The organism is Lentzea sp. NPDC004782 (genome assembly GCF_040609115.1).
Taxonomy (GTDB): Bacteria; Actinomycetota; Actinomycetes; order Mycobacteriales; family Pseudonocardiaceae; genus Lentzea.
Genome location: NZ_JBEXJN010000028.1, coordinates 66891 through 86609, shown reverse-complemented (window position 1 = coordinate 86609; position 19719 = coordinate 66891). Strand labels below are relative to the sequence as shown.

At 68.2% G+C, this 19719-nt stretch carries 18 protein-coding genes and 1 pseudogene; 14 read left to right on the top strand and 5 right to left on the bottom strand.

Translation table 11 applies throughout. The features are described from left to right. Positions 1–163 precede the first annotated feature (163 nt). The 4 genes from ABZV40_RS25720 to ABZV40_RS25705 all read left to right on the top strand — a co-directional run bounded on the left by ABZV40_RS25720 (position 164) and on the right by ABZV40_RS25705 (position 4822). Positions 164–1876 carry a bifunctional metallophosphatase/5'-nucleotidase gene (locus tag ABZV40_RS25720; RefSeq protein ID WP_355446413.1) on the top strand — a complete coding sequence of 571 codons (1713 nt, stop codon included), beginning with the start codon at positions 164–166 and terminating at the stop codon, positions 1874–1876. A gap of 96 nt (positions 1877–1972) precedes the next feature. Beyond that, positions 1973–2545 (top strand): hypothetical protein, encoded by a 573-nt coding sequence (locus ABZV40_RS25715; RefSeq protein WP_355446410.1) that lies wholly within the window; start codon positions 1973–1975, stop codon positions 2543–2545. Positions 2546–2604: 59 nt separating this feature from the next. Continuing rightward, positions 2605–3348: a hypothetical protein gene (locus ABZV40_RS25710; protein ID WP_355446407.1), complete on the top strand. Its 744-nt coding sequence runs from the start codon at positions 2605–2607 to the stop codon at positions 3346–3348. A gap of 571 nt (positions 3349–3919) precedes the next feature. Continuing rightward, positions 3920–4822 carry a neutral zinc metallopeptidase gene (locus ABZV40_RS25705; RefSeq protein ID WP_355446404.1) on the top strand — a complete coding sequence of 301 codons (903 nt, stop codon included), beginning with the start codon at positions 3920–3922 and terminating at the stop codon, positions 4820–4822. Positions 4823–5126: 304 nt separating this feature from the next. On the opposite strand, the gene ABZV40_RS25700 is transcribed toward ABZV40_RS25705, so the two are convergent. Both ABZV40_RS25700 and ABZV40_RS25695 read right to left on the bottom strand, forming a co-directional pair. Then, positions 5127–6635 (bottom strand): M28 family peptidase, encoded by a 1509-nt coding sequence (locus tag ABZV40_RS25700; RefSeq protein WP_355446402.1) that lies wholly within the window; start codon positions 6633–6635, stop codon positions 5127–5129. A gap of 78 nt (positions 6636–6713) precedes the next feature. After that, entirely contained in the window at positions 6714–7346 is a 633-nt protein-coding gene (locus tag ABZV40_RS25695) for a GNAT family N-acetyltransferase (protein WP_355446399.1), read from the bottom strand. A 45-nt stretch (positions 7347–7391) separates the two neighbouring features. On the opposite strand from ABZV40_RS25695, the gene ABZV40_RS25690 reads away from it, so the two are divergent. Further along, positions 7392–8357, top strand: a complete 966-nt coding sequence (locus ABZV40_RS25690; RefSeq protein ID WP_355446396.1) for an NAD(P)H-quinone oxidoreductase — start codon at positions 7392–7394, stop codon at positions 8355–8357. Here ABZV40_RS25690 and ABZV40_RS25685 read toward each other — a convergent pair. Both ABZV40_RS25685 and ABZV40_RS25680 read right to left on the bottom strand, forming a co-directional pair. Beyond that, complete coding sequence (locus ABZV40_RS25685) at positions 8341–8985, bottom strand: class I SAM-dependent methyltransferase (protein WP_355446393.1); 645 nt, start codon at positions 8983–8985, stop codon at positions 8341–8343. The two genes, ABZV40_RS25690 and ABZV40_RS25685, sit on opposite strands and share 17 nt — an antisense overlap. 19 nt (positions 8986–9004) lie before the next feature. Continuing rightward, positions 9005–10204 carry a cysteine desulfurase-like protein gene (locus tag ABZV40_RS25680; protein WP_355446390.1) on the bottom strand — a complete coding sequence of 400 codons (1200 nt, stop codon included), beginning with the start codon at positions 10202–10204 and terminating at the stop codon, positions 9005–9007. 139 nt (positions 10205–10343) lie between these two features. Between ABZV40_RS25680 and ABZV40_RS25675 the strand changes: the two are divergent. The 9 genes and pseudogenes from ABZV40_RS25675 to ABZV40_RS25635 all read left to right on the top strand — a co-directional run. Beyond that, positions 10344–10772, top strand: a pseudogene (locus tag ABZV40_RS25675) (bacterial proteasome activator family protein); the annotation flags it as partial. Between the two features lie 55 nt (positions 10773–10827). Beyond that, positions 10828–11679 (top strand): class I SAM-dependent methyltransferase, encoded by an 852-nt coding sequence (locus tag ABZV40_RS25670; RefSeq protein WP_355446387.1) that lies wholly within the window; start codon positions 10828–10830, stop codon positions 11677–11679. A 59-nt stretch (positions 11680–11738) separates the two neighbouring features. After that, on the top strand, positions 11739–12650 hold the full coding sequence (locus tag ABZV40_RS25665; RefSeq protein ID WP_355446384.1) for an ABC transporter permease: 912 nt from the start codon (positions 11739–11741) through the stop codon (positions 12648–12650). 21 nt (positions 12651–12671) lie between these two features. Continuing rightward, positions 12672–13472 carry an ABC transporter ATP-binding protein gene (locus tag ABZV40_RS25660; RefSeq protein ID WP_355446381.1) on the top strand — a complete coding sequence of 267 codons (801 nt, stop codon included), beginning with the start codon at positions 12672–12674 and terminating at the stop codon, positions 13470–13472. A 3-nt stretch (positions 13473–13475) separates the two neighbouring features. After that, positions 13476–14378 carry a glycosyltransferase family 2 protein gene (locus tag ABZV40_RS25655; RefSeq protein WP_355446377.1) on the top strand — a complete coding sequence of 301 codons (903 nt, stop codon included), beginning with the start codon at positions 13476–13478 and terminating at the stop codon, positions 14376–14378. Between the two features lie 72 nt (positions 14379–14450). Further along, positions 14451–14645, top strand: a complete 195-nt coding sequence (locus tag ABZV40_RS25650) for a hypothetical protein (RefSeq protein ID WP_355446375.1) — start codon at positions 14451–14453, stop codon at positions 14643–14645. Positions 14646–14712: 67 nt separating this feature from the next. Then, positions 14713–15915 (top strand): sugar ABC transporter substrate-binding protein, encoded by a 1203-nt coding sequence (locus tag ABZV40_RS25645; RefSeq protein WP_355446372.1) that lies wholly within the window; start codon positions 14713–14715, stop codon positions 15913–15915. After that, positions 15912–16787 carry a sugar ABC transporter permease gene (locus tag ABZV40_RS25640; protein WP_355446369.1) on the top strand — a complete coding sequence of 292 codons (876 nt, stop codon included), beginning with the start codon at positions 15912–15914 and terminating at the stop codon, positions 16785–16787. The genes ABZV40_RS25645 and ABZV40_RS25640 overlap by 4 nt, the downstream gene beginning before the upstream one ends. Beyond that, positions 16784–17596, top strand: a complete 813-nt coding sequence (locus tag ABZV40_RS25635) for a carbohydrate ABC transporter permease (protein ID WP_355446366.1) — start codon at positions 16784–16786, stop codon at positions 17594–17596. The genes ABZV40_RS25640 and ABZV40_RS25635 overlap by 4 nt, the downstream gene beginning before the upstream one ends. Before the next feature lie 161 nt (positions 17597–17757). Here the strand turns inward: ABZV40_RS25635 and ABZV40_RS25630 are convergent, their stop codons facing one another. Continuing rightward, a complete protein-coding gene (locus tag ABZV40_RS25630) occupies positions 17758–19659 on the bottom strand; it encodes a glycosyltransferase (protein ID WP_355446363.1) in 1902 nt (633 codons plus the stop codon). Between the last annotated feature and the right edge of the window lie 60 nt (positions 19660–19719).

Genomic DNA, 19719 nt, shown 5'->3' with positions numbered 1-19719 from the left:
GCCCTCGTCGAGCCAGCGCGGCTCCTGCTCACTAGACGTCACGCGAACAAGGCTAAACCCGAGCATGACGATCGAGTCATTCCTCTGGCAAACGTGGCGTCCGGGAGGCAGACTGCTGCGCCGTACACGCGCGTTAACCTCGCCTTCGAGAGGGCTCTCACCCATGAGTTCGTTCAGACGGCTTTCCGTTCTGGCGATCACCGCCGCCGCGGCCACTGTCATCAGCACGACCGGGCCTGCCCAGGCCGACGTCCAGTCACTGCGCGGTCGGGGCACGGTGGACGTGCGTCTGATCGGCCTCAACGACCTGCACGGCAACCTCGAGCCGCCGACCGGGTCGTCGGGACGGGTCACGCTGGCCGACGGCACGACCGTCAACGCCGGTGGTGCCGCCTACAACGCGACGCACATCAAGAACCTCCAGAAGGAGGTCAAGAACTCGGTGATCGTCGGGCAGGGTGACCTGATCGGCGCGTCTCCGCTCGTCTCGGCGCTGTTCCACGACGAGCCGACGATCGAGGTGCTCAACAAGATCGGCATGAAGACGACCGCGGCGGGCAACCACGAGTTCGACGAGGGGTACAAGGAGCTGCTGCGCATTCAGCGGGGCGGTTGCCACCCGACGGACGGTTGCCAGTTCCGCGACAGGTACGAGGGTGCCCGCTTCCCGATCCTCGGCGCGAACGTCACGAACGCCAAGACCGGGCTGCCGGCGCTGCCGCCGTTCTGGGTCGAGATCCGCGACGGGATTCCGATCGGCTTCATCGGCATGCCGCTCAAGGACGTGCCGATCCTGGTCGACCCGCACGGCATCCAGGAGATCAGGTTCGGTGACGAGATCAAGGCGGCCAACAGGTACGCCAACTTCCTCGACGCGATCGGCGTGAAGTCGATCGTGCTGCTCGTGCACCAGGGCGACCAGGTGACCACGCCGGGTGGCGGGCCCAACGCGTGCAACGTGGCGCCGCAGAACCCCGGCAGCTACATCGCCGCGAACGTCAGCCCGAAGATCGACGCGGTTCTGTCCGGCCACAGCCACCAGCACTACAACTGCGTGATCAAGGACCCGGCGGGCAACCCGCGTCCGTTCATCGAGGGTCTGGCGTTCGGGCGTGAGCTCAGCGTCCTCGACCTCAAGATCGACCGCAGGACGCGCGACGTCATCCGCGGCGAGACCAAGGCCGAGAACAAGATCGTCACCCGCACCGTCACGCCGGACCCGGACGTCCAGGCCGTGATCGACCTGGCCAAGCAGAAGGTCGCCCCGATCGCGAACAAGCCGGTCGGCACGATCGCCGAGGACATCGTCAGGCTCCAGAACGCCGCCGGTGAGTCGCCGCTGGGCAACCTGATCGCCGACGCGCAGCTGGAGGCCACCAAGTCCAACGGCGCGGTGCTCGCGCTGATGAACCCCGGCGGCGTGCGCCAGGACCTGGTCTACAAGGACAGCAAGGGCGAGGGCGACGGCGTGGTGACCTTCGAGGAAGCCGCCGCCGTGCAGCCGTTCAACAACATCCTGCAGACGGTCACGTTGACCGGCACGGACCTCAAGAACGTGCTCGAGCAGCAGTTCACCGCTGCCAGGACGTTCGTGCTGCAGTCCTCGGCCGGACTGAAGTACACGTGGTCGGCCTCCGCGCCCTTCGGTTCGAAGGTCTCCGGCATCACGCTCAACGGCGTCGCTGTCGACCCGAAGGCCAGCTACCGCGTGACGATCAACAGCTTCCTGCAGGGCGGCGGTGACGGCTTCAGCGAGTTCATCAAGGGCACGAACGTGACCGGCGGTGGCATCGACCTGGACGCGTTCGTCGCGTGGCTCGGTGCGCACCCCGGTGAGAAGGCTCCGGCGACCGACCGCATCACCCAGATCCCGTAACCGCAGAACGCGGATGAAGGCCATCTCGGCGACGAAAGTCGTCGAGATGGCCTTTTCGCGTGTCCGGCTGCTCCATTTGATCTAGGGTGAGGGCCGATGTCCTGGTTGCGTCGGTTTCTGCTGCTCGCCGGTCTGGTGACCGGCGCCTGGCTGCTGGGCGGCGCGGGCGAGGCCCACGCCGACGTCAAGGTCGAGATCGACCACCTCGAGATCGAGGTTCGGCTCCCGGTCGCCGACCTCGGGCTCAAGGTCGAGACCGGACTGGTCCCGACGAAGCAGCCGGAAGCCCCGCTGCCTCCGCCGCCGGCCCCCCGCACAGAGCCGCCAGAACCACCCGTGGCACCTCAGCCGCCGGTCGTGGAGGCACCCGTGCGGGCCGGGGCGCCGTCACAGCAACAGCCGCTGCCCGCGCCGCCGCCGTCGACGACGACAGAGCCGACGAACCCCGCTCCCGCCCCGCAGCAGCCGCAACCGCACGCGGAGCCGCCGATCACCGGCACGCTCCCGCAGAGCGGCGCAGGGGCGTCCGCAGGCGGTCAGATGATGCCGGTGGGCACGCTGCCGCACGTGATGCGGCCACCCACCACCACTACGTCTCTCGTAAGCACCGAGCAGCAGGACGTGCCGCGCACCGCGCGCGCGGAGGAACCGACGTTCTCCCCCGACTGATCCCTCGGCTCGTCAAGTCGTGCACAGGGATCCGTCATTCCACCCCAGGGAGAAAAGTCATGCGCAAGAACCTCAACCGCACCATGTCCGCCGCCCTCCTGACCGGCGGCATCATGGTCGCGACCGCCGGTTTCGCCCAGGCCGTTCCGCTGCCGATCAACGTCGACGACGAGGTCCGCGTCGGCAACCTGGTGAGCGTGCCGGTCAAGATCTGCGGCAACGCGGTCAACGTGCTGGGCACCAGCGACGCCACGTGCGAGGAGAAGCCGGCCGCGCGCACCCAGGCCGACAAGGCGCTCGTCTCCGCGCCGGTCACGGTGTGCGGCAACGCGGTCGGTGTGGCCGGTGGCGGCTCCGGCAGCTGCGGCGACACCAAGCCGGAGAAGCCCAACGGCAGCGTCGAGGCCCCAGTGACGGTCTGCGGCACCAGCGCGGCCGTGCTCGGCACCGCGAGCGGTGACTGCGGCAAGACCGACGTGCCGGAGGAGCCGCAGCCGGAGGTGCCGCAGCCGCAGCCCCAGCCGCAGCCCCAGCCGGAGCAGCCCGGAGCGGGACAGCCGGGCGGCCAGCAGCCCGGCGGTGGCAACGGCGACAACAACAACTCCGGCGGCGGCAGCAACAGCGGTGACGACTCGGGCGCCGGTGTGCCGCAGACGGGCACCAAGACGTCGCTCCAGGCGTCGCCGATCCCGAACCTGGCGAAGACCGGTGCCGACCCGCTCGAGTTCCTGCTGACCGCTCTCGGCCTGATGACGGCGGGCGTGATGGCCCGTCGTGGCGCGCGCCGCCGTTCGAACGCCTGATTCCCGAAAACTGATTGATTCTCACAATCGCCCGGCGAGTGTTCTCTCGCCGGGCGATTGCTGTCCGCACAGTCGATCTCCGCAGGTCACCCGTCTGACTTCACCAATTCAGGTTCCGGGTGAGGTGTTGAGATATGCCGTGATCAAGCGCATGCTCGGTAACGAGCTGGCAACCGGAAGGTGACTGAACTAGACCACCGGATGCCACGCCCAGAAGGGGTAGGTGGTGCCGTGCAGGTAACTCCTCGCTGTGGCGAAACGCGGTCTGTCGCATCCCCGCGAGTGGATCGGACGTGAACGGTCCGGTCGCGACTGTGTAGCGACGGGCACGAGGTTTCGGGTGCCCAGGCGCCTTCGGCGTCGCTCGGCGCACTTCGACGCTGTTGAGCTCGGCTTCGGTGTCGTCTCACGGCGCCACCGGCTGAGCCCCACGCCAACCTTCGTGGGCCGTAGTCGTCACAACCAAATGGGAAAGCCTCGGTGCGGTGCCCCGACGTCGGGCTCCGCACCGAGGCGTGTTTGGTGCTTTATCGTTTGCGGCACCCATGGGGTCCTTAACAGGAGGATTGCGGTGCAGTTCAACGAAGGCGCGGATCTCGATCTTTCCCAGGTTTCGGACCAGCGTGGCGTGGGCGGACGCGTCGCCGGCGTCGGCGGTGGCCTCGGCGTGGTCGGTCTCATCGTCTACTTCCTGATCCAGCAGTTCACCGGCGTCCAGCTGCCCGCGGGCGCCCTGCAGAACGGCGGCCTCAGCCCGAACTCGCAGGTGGAGTCGAGCCAGCTGGCCGAGAAGTGCAAGACCGGCGCCGACGCGAACCGCGACAGCGACTGCCGGGTCGTCGCCATCATCAACTCGATCCAGAGCTACTGGACCGACCAGTTCTCCCGGTCCGGCCGCACGTACAAGGTCACCAAGACCAACTTCTTCCGCAACAGCGTGAACACCCGCTGCGGCAACGCGACGTCGGCGGTCGGCCCGTTCTACTGCCCCGCCGACTCCCAGGTGTACATCGACCTGGACTTCTTCAACGAGCTGCGCACCAAGTTCGGCGCGAAGGGCGGCCCGTTCGTCGAGGCCTACGTGCTGGCCCACGAGTACGGCCACCACATCCAGAACCTGCTCGGCACCTCCGACCGCGTCAGCTCGCGCACCGGCCCCACCTCGGACTCGGTGCGGCTGGAGCTGCAGGCCGACTGCTACGCGGGTGCCTGGGGCAACCACGCGACGACCGCCCCGGCGTCCAACGGCAAGCCGCTGATCACGAACATCACCCAGGACGACGTCAACGCGGCGCTCGACGCGGCGTCGCGCATCGGTGACGACTTCATCCAGCGCGAGCTCGGTGGCGGGCGGGTCGACACGACCAAGTTCAGCCACGGCAGCTCGGCGCAGCGGCAGAAGTGGTTCACGACCGGGCTGCAGACCGGGGATCCGGCCCGCTGCAACACGTTCGACACGAACAACCTGGGCTGACCGGTCGTCCCGCCGAAATTGTCAGACCCTTCTGGAAAAACGAAAGCAGGGGTCCCCTTGGCGGGCAGGGTCCCGGCGAAGTCGTCCAGCCCCGCCCGATATGCCCGATGAGAGCGTGCCCACGCGGCGAGCGTCGTCGATGAAGGGACCCTTCCTGAACCTGGGGTGGATGAAGGAGCCCTTCATCCACCCCAACAAGGGCTCAGTTCCGACTCTTGATCGAATCGCCAACCTCACAACCTGGTTGACGGCCGAGCGACTTTGCCGGAGCCCTGCCTTGGCGGGGCCCCTGCGTCAGCGAGAGCTACGCGACGGCCGCGTGCGAGTGGTCGTCGTGCGCAGCCGGCGACATCTTGGCCGAGCCGCGGGCGTCGGCGCGCTTCGAGCGCGGCGGCACGCCGTTGACGTCCTCCGTGGACACACCGTAGGCGGCGATCACGAACGCGATGGCGCCGGCGTTGCGGCCGAGAGCGACGCGGTCGATGTTGCCGAGGTTGTCGCACTTCGAGTGGTAGCACGGGTCGTAGGCGGTGCCTGCGGTGCCGCCCCACTTGGCTGCCTGGGCCGCGGTCTTCACGCCTTCCGCGCCGGTGAAGAGGCCGCCGGCCGGGATGCCCTGCGCGATGAACTCGCCGTAGTCGGAGCGGCCGGTGAAGTCCGTGCCCTCGGTCGGGATGCCCTTGGCCGCGAAGTAGCTCGCGAAGGCCTTCTCGATCTGCGCCGAGCCGTACGGGCCGGGGCCCGCGCCCACGCCGTCGGAGTCGTCGCCGTCGTAGATGAAGTAGGCGGCGTTCGGCGAGGCGACCATGTCGAAGTTCAGGTACAGGGCGATGTCCAGCTGCTGTTCGAACGTCAGCGAGCGGACGTACTCGGTCGAGCCGATCAGGCCGCGCTCCTCGGCGCCCCACCATGCGAAGCGGATCGCGTTGCCGACCTTCGGGCTGGCGCCCAGCTGCAGGGCGGTTTCCAGCAGGGTGGCCGAACCGGAGCCGTTGTCGTTGATGCCGGGGCCCGCTTCGACGGAGTCGAGGTGCGAGCCCGCCATCACGACGTTGTCGGTGCGGCCCGTGCGGGTCTGGGCCACGACGTTGCGCTGGGTGCGGGTCTCGAGGTGGTAGCGCATGTCGACGGTGATCGTGGCGCCCGCCTTGCCCGCCAGCGTCGTGCCGTCGGCCTTCGAGACGCCGCCGGTCGGGATCTTGCCGGGGTTGGTCAGCGTCACGTTCGACAGCGGGCCGTCGACGTTGTTCGAGACCAGCACGGCGATGGCGCCCGCGGCGAAGGCGTTGAGGTGCTTCTGCGCGAACGTGCAGCCGCCGCGGCGGATCAGGGCGATCGAGCCGGTGAAGTCCTGGCCCGCGAAGTCGGACGCCTCGCAGCCCGTGGTGGCGTCCTCCGGAACCACGCGCAACGGGCCGGTCACGCCACCGACCGGGGTCTGCGGCGAGGCGGTCATCACGAGCGCCTCGTAGTTCACGCCGCCGACGCTCGCGGCCTTGGCGTCGACGACCTGGATGTCGAAGTTGAACGTGGGTGTGGAGACGATGAAGCCCTCGTCGCGGAGCTTGCCCGCGACGTAGTCGACGCTCGCGTCGTAGCCGGGGGTGAGGGCGGCGCGGGTGCCGTTGTTGCGGTCACCGATGCGCTGCAACGCGATGAGGTGCCGGTTGATCCCCTCGGCGGTCACCTTCTTGGCGAGCTTCTTGGCGAGTGCGGGGCCATCTGGTTCGGCGGCGGCGGACGCGGTGGCGGTCGGGACGGCGACAAGTGCGGAAACAGCAAGCAGAGTCGCCAGCTTGGATCTGCCGGACATGAACGTTCCCCTTCGTTCGAGACTCACTGAACCCTCACAAGAAGGAGATCTGGGCCACAACCGTCGGTCGTCGGTATCTCAGCTCGTGAGCAGCGGAAGGCACTCGTCCAGGCCGTCGACGGCGACGTTCCACTCCGGGCGCACGAAGTTCGCTTCGTCCAGACGAAGTCGCACGTGCTCAAGGCGCTCGCCGCGCGGTGCGACGCTGATGGTGCCGTCGTGCACGTAGCCGAGCTTCGCGCTGACGCGGTTGGACGCGTGGTTGCCCAGCCACGCCCCCGAACGTGCGATGCGCGCGCCCAGGTGGTCGAACGCGAACTGCAGCACGGCGACCCGCATCTCGGTGCCGAGACCGCTGCCCTGGAACCGCTTGCCGATCCACGAACCGGTCTCGACCTCGCGCAGCATGCCGAAGTCGCGCGCACCGATCCCCTGCGAACCGATGACCTTCCCGTCGAACCGCACCAGGAAGTTGATCATCCAGTCGTCCGCCGCGAACTTCGCCCGCAGACGCCAGTAGTGCTGCAGCATGCTGAAGCCGTGGTCGTCCGGAAGCCTGTCGGTCCACGGCACGCTGAACGGCATCTCCGCCGGGTCGTGCACACCCTCTTTCGCCACCTCGACGAGCTCGAACAGGCCCTCGTCGTCGTCCGGGCGCAGTTCGAGGCGCGGGGTGCGGAGGACCAGATGTCGTAGCGGCCAGGCGTCCATGATCCGATGGTGCCGGACGTGTCGAACGGTATTACGGTCGGTCGCATGCGTGCCATCACTGTTCGTGAGCCCGGCGGCCCGGAAGTGCTCGAGTGGACCGAGGTTCCCGACCCGGTGCCCGGCCCCGGCGAGGTGCTGATCGACATCGCCGCGAGTGCGGTCAACCGCGCGGACCTGTTGCAGCGTCAGGGTTTCTACCCGCCACCGCCTGGCGCGCCGGACATCATCGGACTGGAGTGCTCCGGCACGATCGCGGCGCTCGGCGAGGGCGTGACGGGCTGGCACGTCGGTGACGAGGTGTGTGCGCTGCTGGCCGGCGGCGGCTACGCGGAGAAGGTCGCGGTCCCGGCACCCCAGGTCCTCCCGCTGCCACAGGGCGTCGACGTCGTCACGGCCGCGGCACTGCCCGAGGTGGCGTGCACGGTGTGGTCGAACGTCGTGATGGACGGCCGCCTCAAGCTCGGCGAGACGTTCCTCGTGCACGGCGGCGCGGGCGGCATCGGCACGCACGCCATCCAGGTCGCCAAGGCGCTCGGCGCGACCGTCGCGGTGACGGCGGGTTCCGACGAGCGGCTGCGCAAGTGCGCCGAGCTCGGCGCGGACATCACGGTCAACTACAAGACCCAGGACTTCGTGGCCGAGGTGAAGCAGGCCGACGTCGTCCTCGACAACATGGGCGCCTCCTACCTGCCCCGCAACATCGACGTCCTCGCGCTCGACGGCCGGTTGATGATCATCGGCATGCAGGGCGGGGTGAAGGGTGAGCTGCCCATCGGCAAGCTCCTGGCCAAACGGGCGTCCGTGATGGCGACCGGGCTGCGCGGCCGGTCCGTCGAGAGCAAGGGCGCGATCGTGGCGCAGGTGCGCGAGCACCTCTGGCCGTTGGTCGAAAGCGGTGCGGTGAAGCCGATCGTCGGAGCGACGGTGCCGATGTCGAACGCGGCCGAGGCACACCGGTTGCTGGACGAGGGCGACGTCTTCGGCAAGGTGCTGCTCACGCGAGAGCGGTAGCACCGGCGAGCGAGGTCCGGGGAGCGGTGCGGAACGCCAGCCCGAACTCCTCGGACCACCGCGCCAGCACGGCTTGTTCGTCCGGCCGGTCCACGTCGTCGACCAGCACGGTCGCGCCGGGCGCCAGCACGGCCCGCAGCACGGGCAGCGCCGGATAGCGCGAGTCGCCGAACCCCGGCCCGTCCACGAGCAGCAGGTCCACCAGCCCGAACCGTTCGACGTACCCGAGCACCTCGTCGTGCACGAGCTGCGGCGCATACCACTGGCCGTGGCGCGACAACGCCGCCGGATGCCGCGACAACGGCGCGTGCACCACGCGCGCGACCGACCCCAGCCCCTCACGCCGCAGCTGCGAGGCCACGAACGCGGCCACGCGCTCGTCGTGCTCGATGGACAACAGGTGCCCGAACCCGCGCTGCCGCAGCAACCGCGCGAGCAGGACCGACGAGCTGCCGCAGCCGAGCTCCACCAGGACCGTCCTGGCGCCGAGGACGACCTCGTCCATCACGGCGACCAGTGCCGCCGGACGCAGGTCGCCGGAGAGCTGCGGCAGGTACTCGGTGTTGAGCGATCCGATGCGCTGCAGGGCCGAGAGATCGGCGAGCTCGCGAGCCAGCGAGTCGTCCAAGCAAGATCTCCCATGTCCCTCAGCCCAGCTCGGACACCGCCCTCACCAGGTCGTCGACCTCGACGGCGTTCGTGTAGTGGGCGAGCCCGACGCGGATGGCGCCGCCGACCTCGCCGACGCCCAGCACCGAGAACACCCCGTGCTGGCCGGGGTCGGCGAACGCGCAGACGCCTCGTGACGCGAGGTGTTCCACGCCGTCCTCCGCCTTGACCCCGGCGATCGTGAACGCCAGCGCGGGAACCCTGCGCATGGCGTCGCCGATCACCATCACGTGTCGCAGCGAACGCAGTTCGTTGATGAGATTAGCGAGCAGCCCGGCCTGGTACGCCTTCACCGAGCTCAGAGACGTGACGAGCCGCTCACGGCGCGTGCCCGACGCCGCGTCGTCCAGGTCCGCGAGGTACTCCACGGACGCGACGAGCCCGGCGAGCATCGGGTAGGCGTGCGGACCGAGCTCCAGCCGCTCGGGTCCCCGCGCCGTGGGGTCGACCGAGCACGACGGCAGCCGCTCCAGCACCGACGGGTCGCGGAACACCAGTGCGCCGACCGGAGGGCCACCCCACTGACCAGCGGAAAGAGCCACCACGTCAGCACCCATGCCAACGATGTCCAGCGGCACGAACGGAGCGGCCGAGGACGCGTCCACGACCATCATCGACCCGTGCGCACGGGCCACCGCGGAGATCTTGCCGAGGTCCGGCCGGGTGCCGACGACACCGGACGCCGCGGTGATCGCGATGAGCTTGGTGCGGTCGGTGACCAGCTCGTCGTACTGCCAGCTCGGCAGCTCGCAGGTCTCGATGTCTATTTCTGCCCATTTGACCGCGCTGCCGGTGCGCTGGGTCGCCCGCAGCCACGGCGCGATGTTCCAGGGGTGGTCCAACCGGGAGACGAGCACCTCGTCGCCCATGAACCAGTCGTCGGTCATCGCGTCAGCGAGCCGCTGCAGCAGCACCGCGGACGACGGACCGAGCACGACACCCGCCGGATCACCGCCGACGAGGTCCGCGACGGCCCTGCGGGCAGCGTCCACGATGCCTTGTGCCCGTTGCGAGGCAGGGAAAATGCCGCCCGGTCCCGAGACCGGGGCGCGCAGCGCGGTGGAGACGGCGGTGGCGACCTGCTCTGGCACCTGCATGCCGGCCGGTGCGTCGAGGTGGACCCAGCCGTCGCCGAGCGCGGGGAAGAGCCCTCGTACCCGTGCGACGTCGAACGCCATGCCCCACACCGTACGTATGAAGGCAAACACGGTGTCGGCCAGCCCCCACCCGGATAACCCCCGTTGAGCACAAGAGGCCAGGATGGAGACCATGAACCAGGAGCAGCCAGTCGTCATCGTCGGCGGCCAGGACGGTGACATCACCGACATGGTCGAGCAGCCGGCGAAGGTCATGCGGATCGGCACGATGATCAAGCAGCTGCTTGAGGAGGTGCGGGCGGCGCCTCTGGACGAGGCGAGCCGCAACCGCCTCAAGGAGATCCACAAGCGGTCCATCGAGGAGCTCGAGGACGGCCTGGCGCCCGAGCTGCGCGAGGAGCTGGAACGCCTCTCGCTGCCGTTCACCGAGGAGGGCACCCCGAGCGACGCCGAGCTGCGGATCGCGCAGGCCCAGCTCGTCGGCTGGCTGGAAGGCCTGTTCCACGGCATCCAGACGGCCCTGTTCGCGCAGCAGATGGCCGCGCGGGCCCAGCTCGAGCAGATGCGCGGACGGGCGCTTCCCGCGGGCGGTGGCGCCGAGGGGCACGACGGCGGTGTGACCGGCAAGGGAACGGGCCAGTACCTCTGACCCAGCTGCCGTGCAGGGCTCTACTATGCGCTGAACTTCCTGGAGAGGAGCCATCGTGCTCGAGCAGGTGCGCCGCGCCCTGTCGGCGAAGCAGCTGCGCCACAAGTTGCGCGTGAAGGCGATCGAGATCGTGGCGGACGCCGTGGCCCCCATTCGCGTGCAGATCGACGACCTGCAGCGCCAAGTGGACGACCTGGGCCGCAAGATGGCCGACGAGATCCGTCACCAGGGTGACCGGACTGTCGACCAGACCCGTCAGCTGGAGGTCCGCACCCGCCGTGACCTCGTGTTCGCGGGTGAGCAGGAAGCAGCGCTGCAGAGTGCGAACTTCGTGCGCGACCACATGCCGCACGCCCGCCAGTTCAGCCACCCGCACAAGACGCTGGAGCACGCGCTGTCGCTGGCTCCGGAAGGCGGACTGGCTCTGGAGTTCGGCGTCTACACGGGGACCACGCTGAAGATCATCGCCACTGCTCGTGAGGGCAAGGACGTCTACGGCTTCGACTCGTTCGAGGGCCTGCCCGAGAACTGGCGCAACGGCTTCCCCGCCGGCGCCTTCAACGTCGAAGGGCTGCCCGAGGTGCCGGGAGCCGAACTGGTCGTGGGCTGGTTCGACGAGGTGCTGCCGGGGTTCCTGCGATCACACGAGGGCCCGGTCACGTTCCTGCACGTCGACTGCGACCTCTACTCCTCCACGAAGACGGTGCTCGAGCTCGTCGGACCGCGGTTGGTCGAGGGCAGCGTCATCGTGTTCGACGAGTACTTCAACTTCCCGGGCTGGCAGGACCACGAGCACAAGGCGTGGAGCGAGTACGTCGCCCAGACCGGGATCGAGTTCAGCTATGAAGCGTTCACCTATGACAACGAGCAGGTGACGATGCGGGTGACCAACATCCCCGAGCGTTGACCACTCCGTGACGTACCGGCGTCCAGGTCGTCGAACGGACGCCGGTACGCTCAGTACTCGTGCAAGCCACCAGTACCCTCGACCACCCCGAGGCGCCGCCTGCCGTCAAGTCGCGCAGCTTCAAGCGCGCGTTCGCCGACGTGCGGGAGGCGTGGGACCACCGCGAGCTGTGGGGCCACCTCGGCTGGCAGGACATCAAGCAGCGCTACCGCCGCTCGGTCATCGGTCCGTTGTGGATCACCATCTCGATGGCCACGACAGCGCTCGCCCTCGGCTTGCTGTACTCCGTGCTGTTCACGGCGAACGTCCCGACGTTCCTGCCTTACGTGACGGTCGGCTTCATCATCTGGAACTTCATCGTCGGTTGTGTCACCGAGGGCACCGACGTGTTCATCGCGAACGAGGGGATCATCAAGCACCTGCCGGCACCGATCACGGTCCACGTGATGCGCATGGTGTGGCGCCAGGTGTTGTTCCTGCTGCACAACCTCGTGGTCTACGCGGCGGTGCTCGCCATCTTCTTCCCCGCGCTCGACCACCCGTACCAGATCACCGCCGACGGACCGGTGCACCCCGGCCTGAGCTGGACCATCGTGCTCGCGATCCCGGGCTTCGTGCTGCTCGCGGTGAACGCGGTCTGGATCTCGTTGCTGTTCGGCGTCATCAGCACCCGCTTCCGCGACATCCCGCCGGTGGTGAACAGCTTCATCAACCTGGTGTTCTTCATGACCCCGATCGTCTGGGACGCGGGCGTGCTGCAGAAGGTCGCCGGCGACAACGCCAAGTGGCGCGTGCTCATCGCCGAGCTCAACCCGGTGTTCCACTTCGTGGAGATCGTCAGGGCGCCGCTGCTCGGCCACGCGGTGGACTGGCGCCACTGGGCGATCGTCGGTGGTTTCACCGTCGTCGGCTGGTTGCTCGCGCTGCTGATTCTGCGCAACTACCGTGCCCGCGTCTCGTACTGGGTCTGAGAAGGAGGTCGACTCACAACCATGGTCAGCATCGACGTCTGGAACGCATCGGTCGACTTCCCGATCTTCGACGCGAAGTCGAGGTCGCTGAAGAAACTCGCGCTCGGCAAGGTCGGCGGCAAGATCGGCTCCGAAGGCCGGGTGCCGATCATCGAGGCGCTGCACGACATCTCGTTGTCGCTCAAGGAGGGTGCGCGCGTCGGCTTGGTCGGCCACAACGGCGCCGGCAAGTCCACGCTGCTGCGCCTGCTGGCGGGCATCTACGAGCCGACCCGCGGCCACTCGCGAATCATCGGCAAGGTGGCGCCGGTCTTCGACCTCGGCGTCGGCATGGACCCGGAGATCTCCGGCTACGAGAACATCATGATCCGGGGCCTGTTCCTCGGCATGACCCGCAAGCAGATGGAATCGCGCGTCGACGACATCGCGGCGTTCACCGAACTCGGCGACTACCTGCAGATGCCGTTGCGCACGTACTCGACCGGCATGCGCGTCCGGCTGGCCCTGGGTGTGGTCACCTCGATCAACCCCGAGATCCTCCTGCTGGACGAGGGCATCGGCGCGGTCGACGCGGCGTTCATGGCGAAGGCGCGCGACCGGCTCAAGGACCTGGTGGCCCGCTCCGGCCTGCTGGTGTTCGCGAACCACTCCGACGAGTTCCTGGCGGAGTTCTGCGACACCGCGATCTGGATGGACGAGGGCCATGTGAAGATGCACGGCGGACTGCGTGAGGTGCTGACCGCGTACAAGGGCTTCGACCCGCTCGAGCGGATGCACCAGCACGACGAGGCCCCCGTCCTCAGCGGAAATGGCGGCGAGTAGACCGTGAACCTCCAGGCACTGCCCAAGGGCTCCGTCGTCGCGGTGGTGGTCACCCGCCACCGCCGCGAGCTGCTGGCCGAGTCTCTCAAAGCGCTCGCGACCCAGACCCGCGTCCCCGACCACCTGGTCGTCGTCGACAACGGCCCTGACCAGCCGGTCGACGACCTCGTCGAGCAGTGCCCGCTTCCCACGACCTACCTGCCGTCGCACCGCAACCTCGGCGGCGCCGGCGGTTTCGCGCTCGGCATCCTGCACGCGCTCTCGCTCGGCGCGGACTGGGTGTGGCTGGCCGACGACGACGGTCGTCCCGCCGACGAGAACGTGCTGGCCGTGCTGCTCGAAGAGGCCGACCGCCGCAAGCTCGCGGAGATCTCGCCGGTCGTCACGAACATCGACAGCCCGGACAAGCTCGCCTTCCCGTTGCGGCGCGGGCTGACGTGGAAGCGCTCGGCGGCCGAGCTCGGCACGAGCTTCCTGCCCGGCATCGCCTCGCTGTTCAACGGCGCGCTGTTCCGCGCGTCCACGCTGGACGTCATCGGCGTGCCGGACTACCGGTTGTTCTTCCGCGGCGACGAGGTGGAGATCCACCGCAGGCTGGTCCGCTCCGGCCTGCCGTTCGGCACGTCGCTGCGGGTCGCGTACGTGCACCCGGACGGCTCCGACGAGTTCAAGCCGATGCTGGGCGGCAAGTTCCACGCCCAGGACCCGGAGAACCCGGTCAAGCGCTACTACACCTACCGCAACCGCGGCTACCTGCTGTCGCAGCCGGGCATGCGGAAGCTGGGCGCGCTGGAGGTCTTCCGGTTCGGCCTGTACTTCCTCGCCGTGAAGCGGGACCCGAAGGCGTTCGTCGAGTGGCTCAAGCTCGTGCGCCTCGGTCAGCGGGAACGCTTCTTCCGCAAGTGATCTGCTGAGGGCGGAATCGCTGGTAGCGGAACCGCCCTCAGCACACCCCCGGACCGCGGTTTGCTGCATGACATGAGCCGACTTGTGCTGTTCCTCACCGCGAACCCGAACCCCATCACCCTCACGGTCACCGCCGAGACGCGGGAAGACCTCGCGCCCCGGCTGACCCAGATCGTCCGAAACGGCCACACGCAGCCGATCGCGGGCCCGGACGGTCGTGAGTACGTCGTGAACTTCTCCAACGTCGTGGTAGCGCACTTCGAGTAACCGCTCGCGCACCTGAGGTGATCGGAGTAAGACGTGATGGGTGATCTCCCGACGCAGACTTCTCTCTTTGGCGGGCGCGTCCGCACTGCTCGCGGCGTGCGGTTCGAACACCGGCAGGGGCGGCAACGGCCAGGCCCTGAAGCAGTGGTACCACGCCTACGGCGAGCCCGGGGTGCAGCAGGCCGTGGAGAGGTACGCCAAGGCGTACTCGAAGACCCCGGTCGACGTGCAGTGGAACCCCGGCGACTACGACTCCAAGCTCGCGACGAGCCTGCTGTCCGACGGCGGACCGGACGTCTTCGAGTCCACCCTGCAGATCAGCTCGGTGAGGGCGGGTCAGGTCGTGCCGCTCGACGACGTCTTCGGCGCCGCCAGGAGCGACTTCGCCGAGTCGATTCTCGCGACGCACACCGTTGACGGGAAGGTCTACGGCGTCCCGCAGGCCGTGGACATGCAGATGTTGTTCTACCGCAAGAGCATGTTCGCGGCCGCCGGCGTGCAGCAGCCGTCCACTGTGGACGAACTGGTCGACGCCTCGAAGCGGCTGACGCGCAACGGCGTCAAGGGGCTGTTCGCCGGCAACGACGGTGGCGGCGCGGTGCTGGGTGGGCCCGCGCTGTGGTCGGCGGGGCTCGACTACGTGCGGGACCACCAGGTCGGGTTCGACGACCCCGTTGCGGCACAGGCGATCGGCAAGCTGCGTGAGCTCTACACCAGCGGCAGCCTGCTGCTCGGCGCGGTGAAGGACTGGGCGGAACCGGACGCGTTCACGCAGGGACTCGTCGCCATGCAGTGGACCGGGTTGTGGACGGTGCCGGCGATCCAGAAGGCCCTCGGCGACGACTTCGGCGTGCTGCCGTTCCCGAAGCTCACCTCCACGGGCAGGCCGAGCGTGCCGGTCGGCGCGTACGGGGCGATGGTCAACGCCAGGTCCAAACGGGTCGACGAGGCGAAGGAGTTCGTGCGGTGGCTGTGGATCGAGAAGACTGACTACCAGGAGGACTTCAACCTGAGCTACGGGTTCCACATCCCGCCGCGCAAGAGCATCGCGGAGAAGGCGTCGAAGCTGGCCTCAGGTGCGGCGGCCGACGCGGTGAAGTTCGTGCGGGACAACGCGAAGGCGTCCAACCCGCCGGACTGGACGTCGGTGATGCGGACGGCGTTCAACGACGCGGTGTCACGGGTGGTCCGGGACGGCGCTCCTGCCGATCAGGAGCTCAAGGGCGCGGCCGGGACCGTGCGCGACGAGCTGAAGCGTCTCTACGGATGAGGCACGGACGCGCGTTCTGGCTGTTCGTCGGGCCGTTCGCGATCGGGCTGCTGGTGTTCGTGTACGTGCCGATCGGGTGGAGCCTGCTGCTGTCGTTCTTCGACGCCCGCAACACGGTGACGCCCAGCGAGTTCGTCGGCCTGCGCAACTACGCGGACATGCTGACCGACGGGCCGTTCCTGCGCAGCCTCGGCACGTTCAGCGTGTTCGCGGCGTTCATCGTGCCGCTCACGTTCGTGCTCGCGCTGGCACTGGCACTGCTGCTCAGCCAGATCAGCTTCATGCAGACGTTCTTCCGGTCGGTGTTCTTCCTGCCGACCGCGTGTTCCTACGTCGTGGCGTCGCTGGTGTGGAAGCTGTCGATCTTCAACGGCACGCGTTCCGGCCTCGCGAACACGGTGCTGGGCTGGTTCGGTGCTGACCCCGTCGCCTGGACCGTCTCGACGTCGCCGCCCTGGTACTGGCTCGTGCTCGTGACGCTGCGGCTGTGGCTGCAGCTCGGGTTCTACCTCATCCTGTTCCTCGCGGGTCTGCAGCGGATCCCCCACGTGCTGTACGAGGCGGCGGCGCTGGACGGGGCACGGTCGTGGCAGACGTTCCGGTTCGTCACGCTGCCGCAGCTGCGCACCACCTCGATCGCGGTGTTGCTGCTGCTGCTGATCGGTGCCTACCAGGCGTTCGACGAGTTCTACAACGTGCTGGGCACCGACCACGGCTACCCGCCGTTCGCACGACCACCGCTGATCTACCTCTACTACACGGCACTGGGATCAGGCGGCCAGGACTTCGGCCACGGCACCGCGGGTGCGGTGATCCTCACACTCGTGATCGCGGGCGCGACGTTGCTGCAGGGCAGGGTGATCACACGATGAAGTGGTTGCGGTACCTCGCCCTGTCGATCACCGCGGTGCTGTTCCTGCTCCCGTTCTACCTGCTGCTGCGCAACGGGCTGGCGACCGAGCAGGAGATCGCCTCTCCGACCTGGACGTTCTGGCCCAGCGAGATCCACTGGGAGAACTTCACCGAGCTTTTCGGCAACCCTGCCGTGCCGATGGTCCGCAGCATGACGAACTCGTTGGTCATCGCGGTGTCGCAGACGTTCGGACAGCTGTTGCTGTGCGGCCTGGCGGGGTACGGACTCGCGCGGATCCCCTACCGGTACGCGAACGTGGTGCTCTATCTGGTGATCGCGACGCTGATGATCCCGGCCGCGGTGACGTTCGTGCCGACGTTCGTGGTCGTCTCGACGCTGGGCTGGCTGTCCGACCTGCGCGGGCTGGTGGTCCCCGGACTCTTCAGCGGGTTCACGACCTTCCTGTTCCGGCAGTACTTCCGGAACTTTCCGCGTGAGCTGGAGGAGGCGGCGCGGATCGACGGACTCGGCCACTGGGGCACGTACTGGCGAGTGGTGGTGCCGAACTCGAAGGGCTTCTTCGCCGCACTGGGCGTGATCGCGTTCGTGACCAGCTGGAACCAGTTCCTCTGGCCGTTGGTGATCGCGCAGGACCAGGACTCGTGGACCGTCCAGGTGGCTCTGTCGACGTTCCTCACCGCTCAGTCGATCGACGTCGTGCAGCTGTTCTTCGCCGCCGCGGTCTCCATCACACCGCTCGTGGTGGTTTTCGTTGCGCTGCAACGGTTCCTCGTGCGCAGCGTGGTGGAGACGGGCATCAAGGACTGATCAACGCGGGCTGGGCGGACTTCTCCGCCGGACCGGAAGTTGAGCCCGCGGGCTTCCGAAGGCTCGCTCCTGACGCGCGTGCGCGAGACGACCTCGCGCACGCGCGTCAGCCGACGGCGGCACTGAACGGCGGACCGAGGGCCCTTCCGCTCACACCAGGATCAGTTGTTCTCGAACACCTTGCGCCACGACTCGACCGAGGTCAGCTCCGGCAGCGCGTCGCGGTACATCTTCTGCATCCGCGGCCACTCCGACGACAGGCGGCGGTAGTTGCGGACCGCCCGCTTCATGAGCTGACGGAACTCCTTCGGGTCGCGCTTGCGGAACGCGACACCGCTGCCGTCCGCGTTGGAGACCGTCGCGCTGTCGAGGTTGCCCAGCAGGAACCAGCGGGCGTTCGACGCCGGCACGTTGATCTGCGGCCGCTCAGTCGTGGCAGCCTGCGGCTCCCGCAGGTTGTGCATGAGCGCCTTGGCGGCCTCGGACGCGATCGTCACCGGGTTCGTGGGCGGCGTCAGCATCTGCTCCGCGCGCACCATGTCGAACGTGGGCGGCGGGAACTCCCGGGCGGACGGCAGCACCTGGGCGTCCGCGTAGCTCTTGCGCAGCTCGCGAATCTCAGGCAGCGCGGTCCGCAGCGAGTCGAACAGCTTCGACGGACCGGCCAGGAAGTCCTCGATCGCCTTCTGCTGCACCACGACCGTGGAGTACTCCATGGACAGCAGGTGCCGCAGCGACAGCTTCAGGCCCTGCTTGAGCAGGGTCGAGCGCACGTCGTACGGGCTGTGCAGCGCGGCCAGGATCAGCCGGTTGCGGGTGTGGAAGTACGCCTGCCAGTCGGTGGCGTCGTTCTTGTCCGTCCACGGCATGTGCCACACGGCCGAGCCGGGCAGCGACACCGTCGGGTAACCGCGCTCCAGGGCGCGCAACGAGTACTCCGCGTCGTCCCACTTGATGAACAGCGGCAGAGGGTAGCCCGTGCGCTGCACGACCTCGCGCGGGAAGAGGCACATCCACCAGCCGTTGTAGGTGGAGTCGATGCGGGCGTGCAGCTCTTCGGTCTCGCGCAGCGACTCGGTGCCGAAGTCGTGGTCGGTGACCGCCCCCGGCGCGGCACGCCAGTAGCAGGTGCCCAGGTCGACGACCTCGCCCATGCTGTGCAGGCGGGCGCGGGCCTGGAGGTTCAGCATGTGCGAACCGACGATGACCGGCTTCGCGGCGGCGCGCGCGAAGGCGTTGGAGCGGAGGACGGCGTCCGGCTCGAGGCGGATGTCGTCGTCCATCAGCATGATCTGGTCGGCGTCGGTGTGCTCGATCGCCTCGTACAGACCGCGGGTGAAGCCACCGGAGCCACCGAGGTTGTCCTGCTCGATGACCTCCAGCTTGTCGCCGAGGGCCTTGACGGCCTCGGCGTAACCGGGGGTCTCGCGGACCTTGACCGCACCCTGGTCGGCGACGAAGACCTTCTTCAGCACGGCGAGGACGGCCGGGTCCTCACCGAGGGCGCGCAGTGCGATGACCGCGTCGACCGGGCGCATGGTCGTCATGCCGATGGCGACGGTCTGCGCGGGGAGCTCCTGCTCCGTGGTCCACGCCGCCTCGTCGATCTCCATCGTGGTGTCGTCGGTGAAGACGTCGAACCAGATCCAGCCGCCGTCCTCGAACGGCTTGAGCGACACCTTCAGCGCGACGTCGATCCACGACTTCGCGCTGCGGATGACCTGGCCGTCGAGGTGGATGATGTCGCCGTTGGGCTTCGAGCGGTACACGTCGATGCGACCGGCGCCGCGGACGCGCATGCGCAGCACGACGTCCTCGATGACCGTCCAGCGCTTCCAGTAGCTCGCGGGGAACGCGTTGAAGTACGAGGCGAACGACACCTTCGCCGAGGTCGGAATCGTGACCGCGCGGCGGCCCGACACATGGCTGTGGACGTTCTCCGGCTCGTCGAGGTAGAGCGGACGCACGTCCAACGGGTCCTCGTCCCGCGGCATGATCACCCGCTGCAGGACCTGGGTCGGGTCGATCTTGGTGGCGCTTGCGGCGTTGGCCTGCTCGGTCACGTGCTTCCTCCGGCGAACCGAACGGCTTCGGTTCGGGTCAGCTTCATGGATTGGCTACCA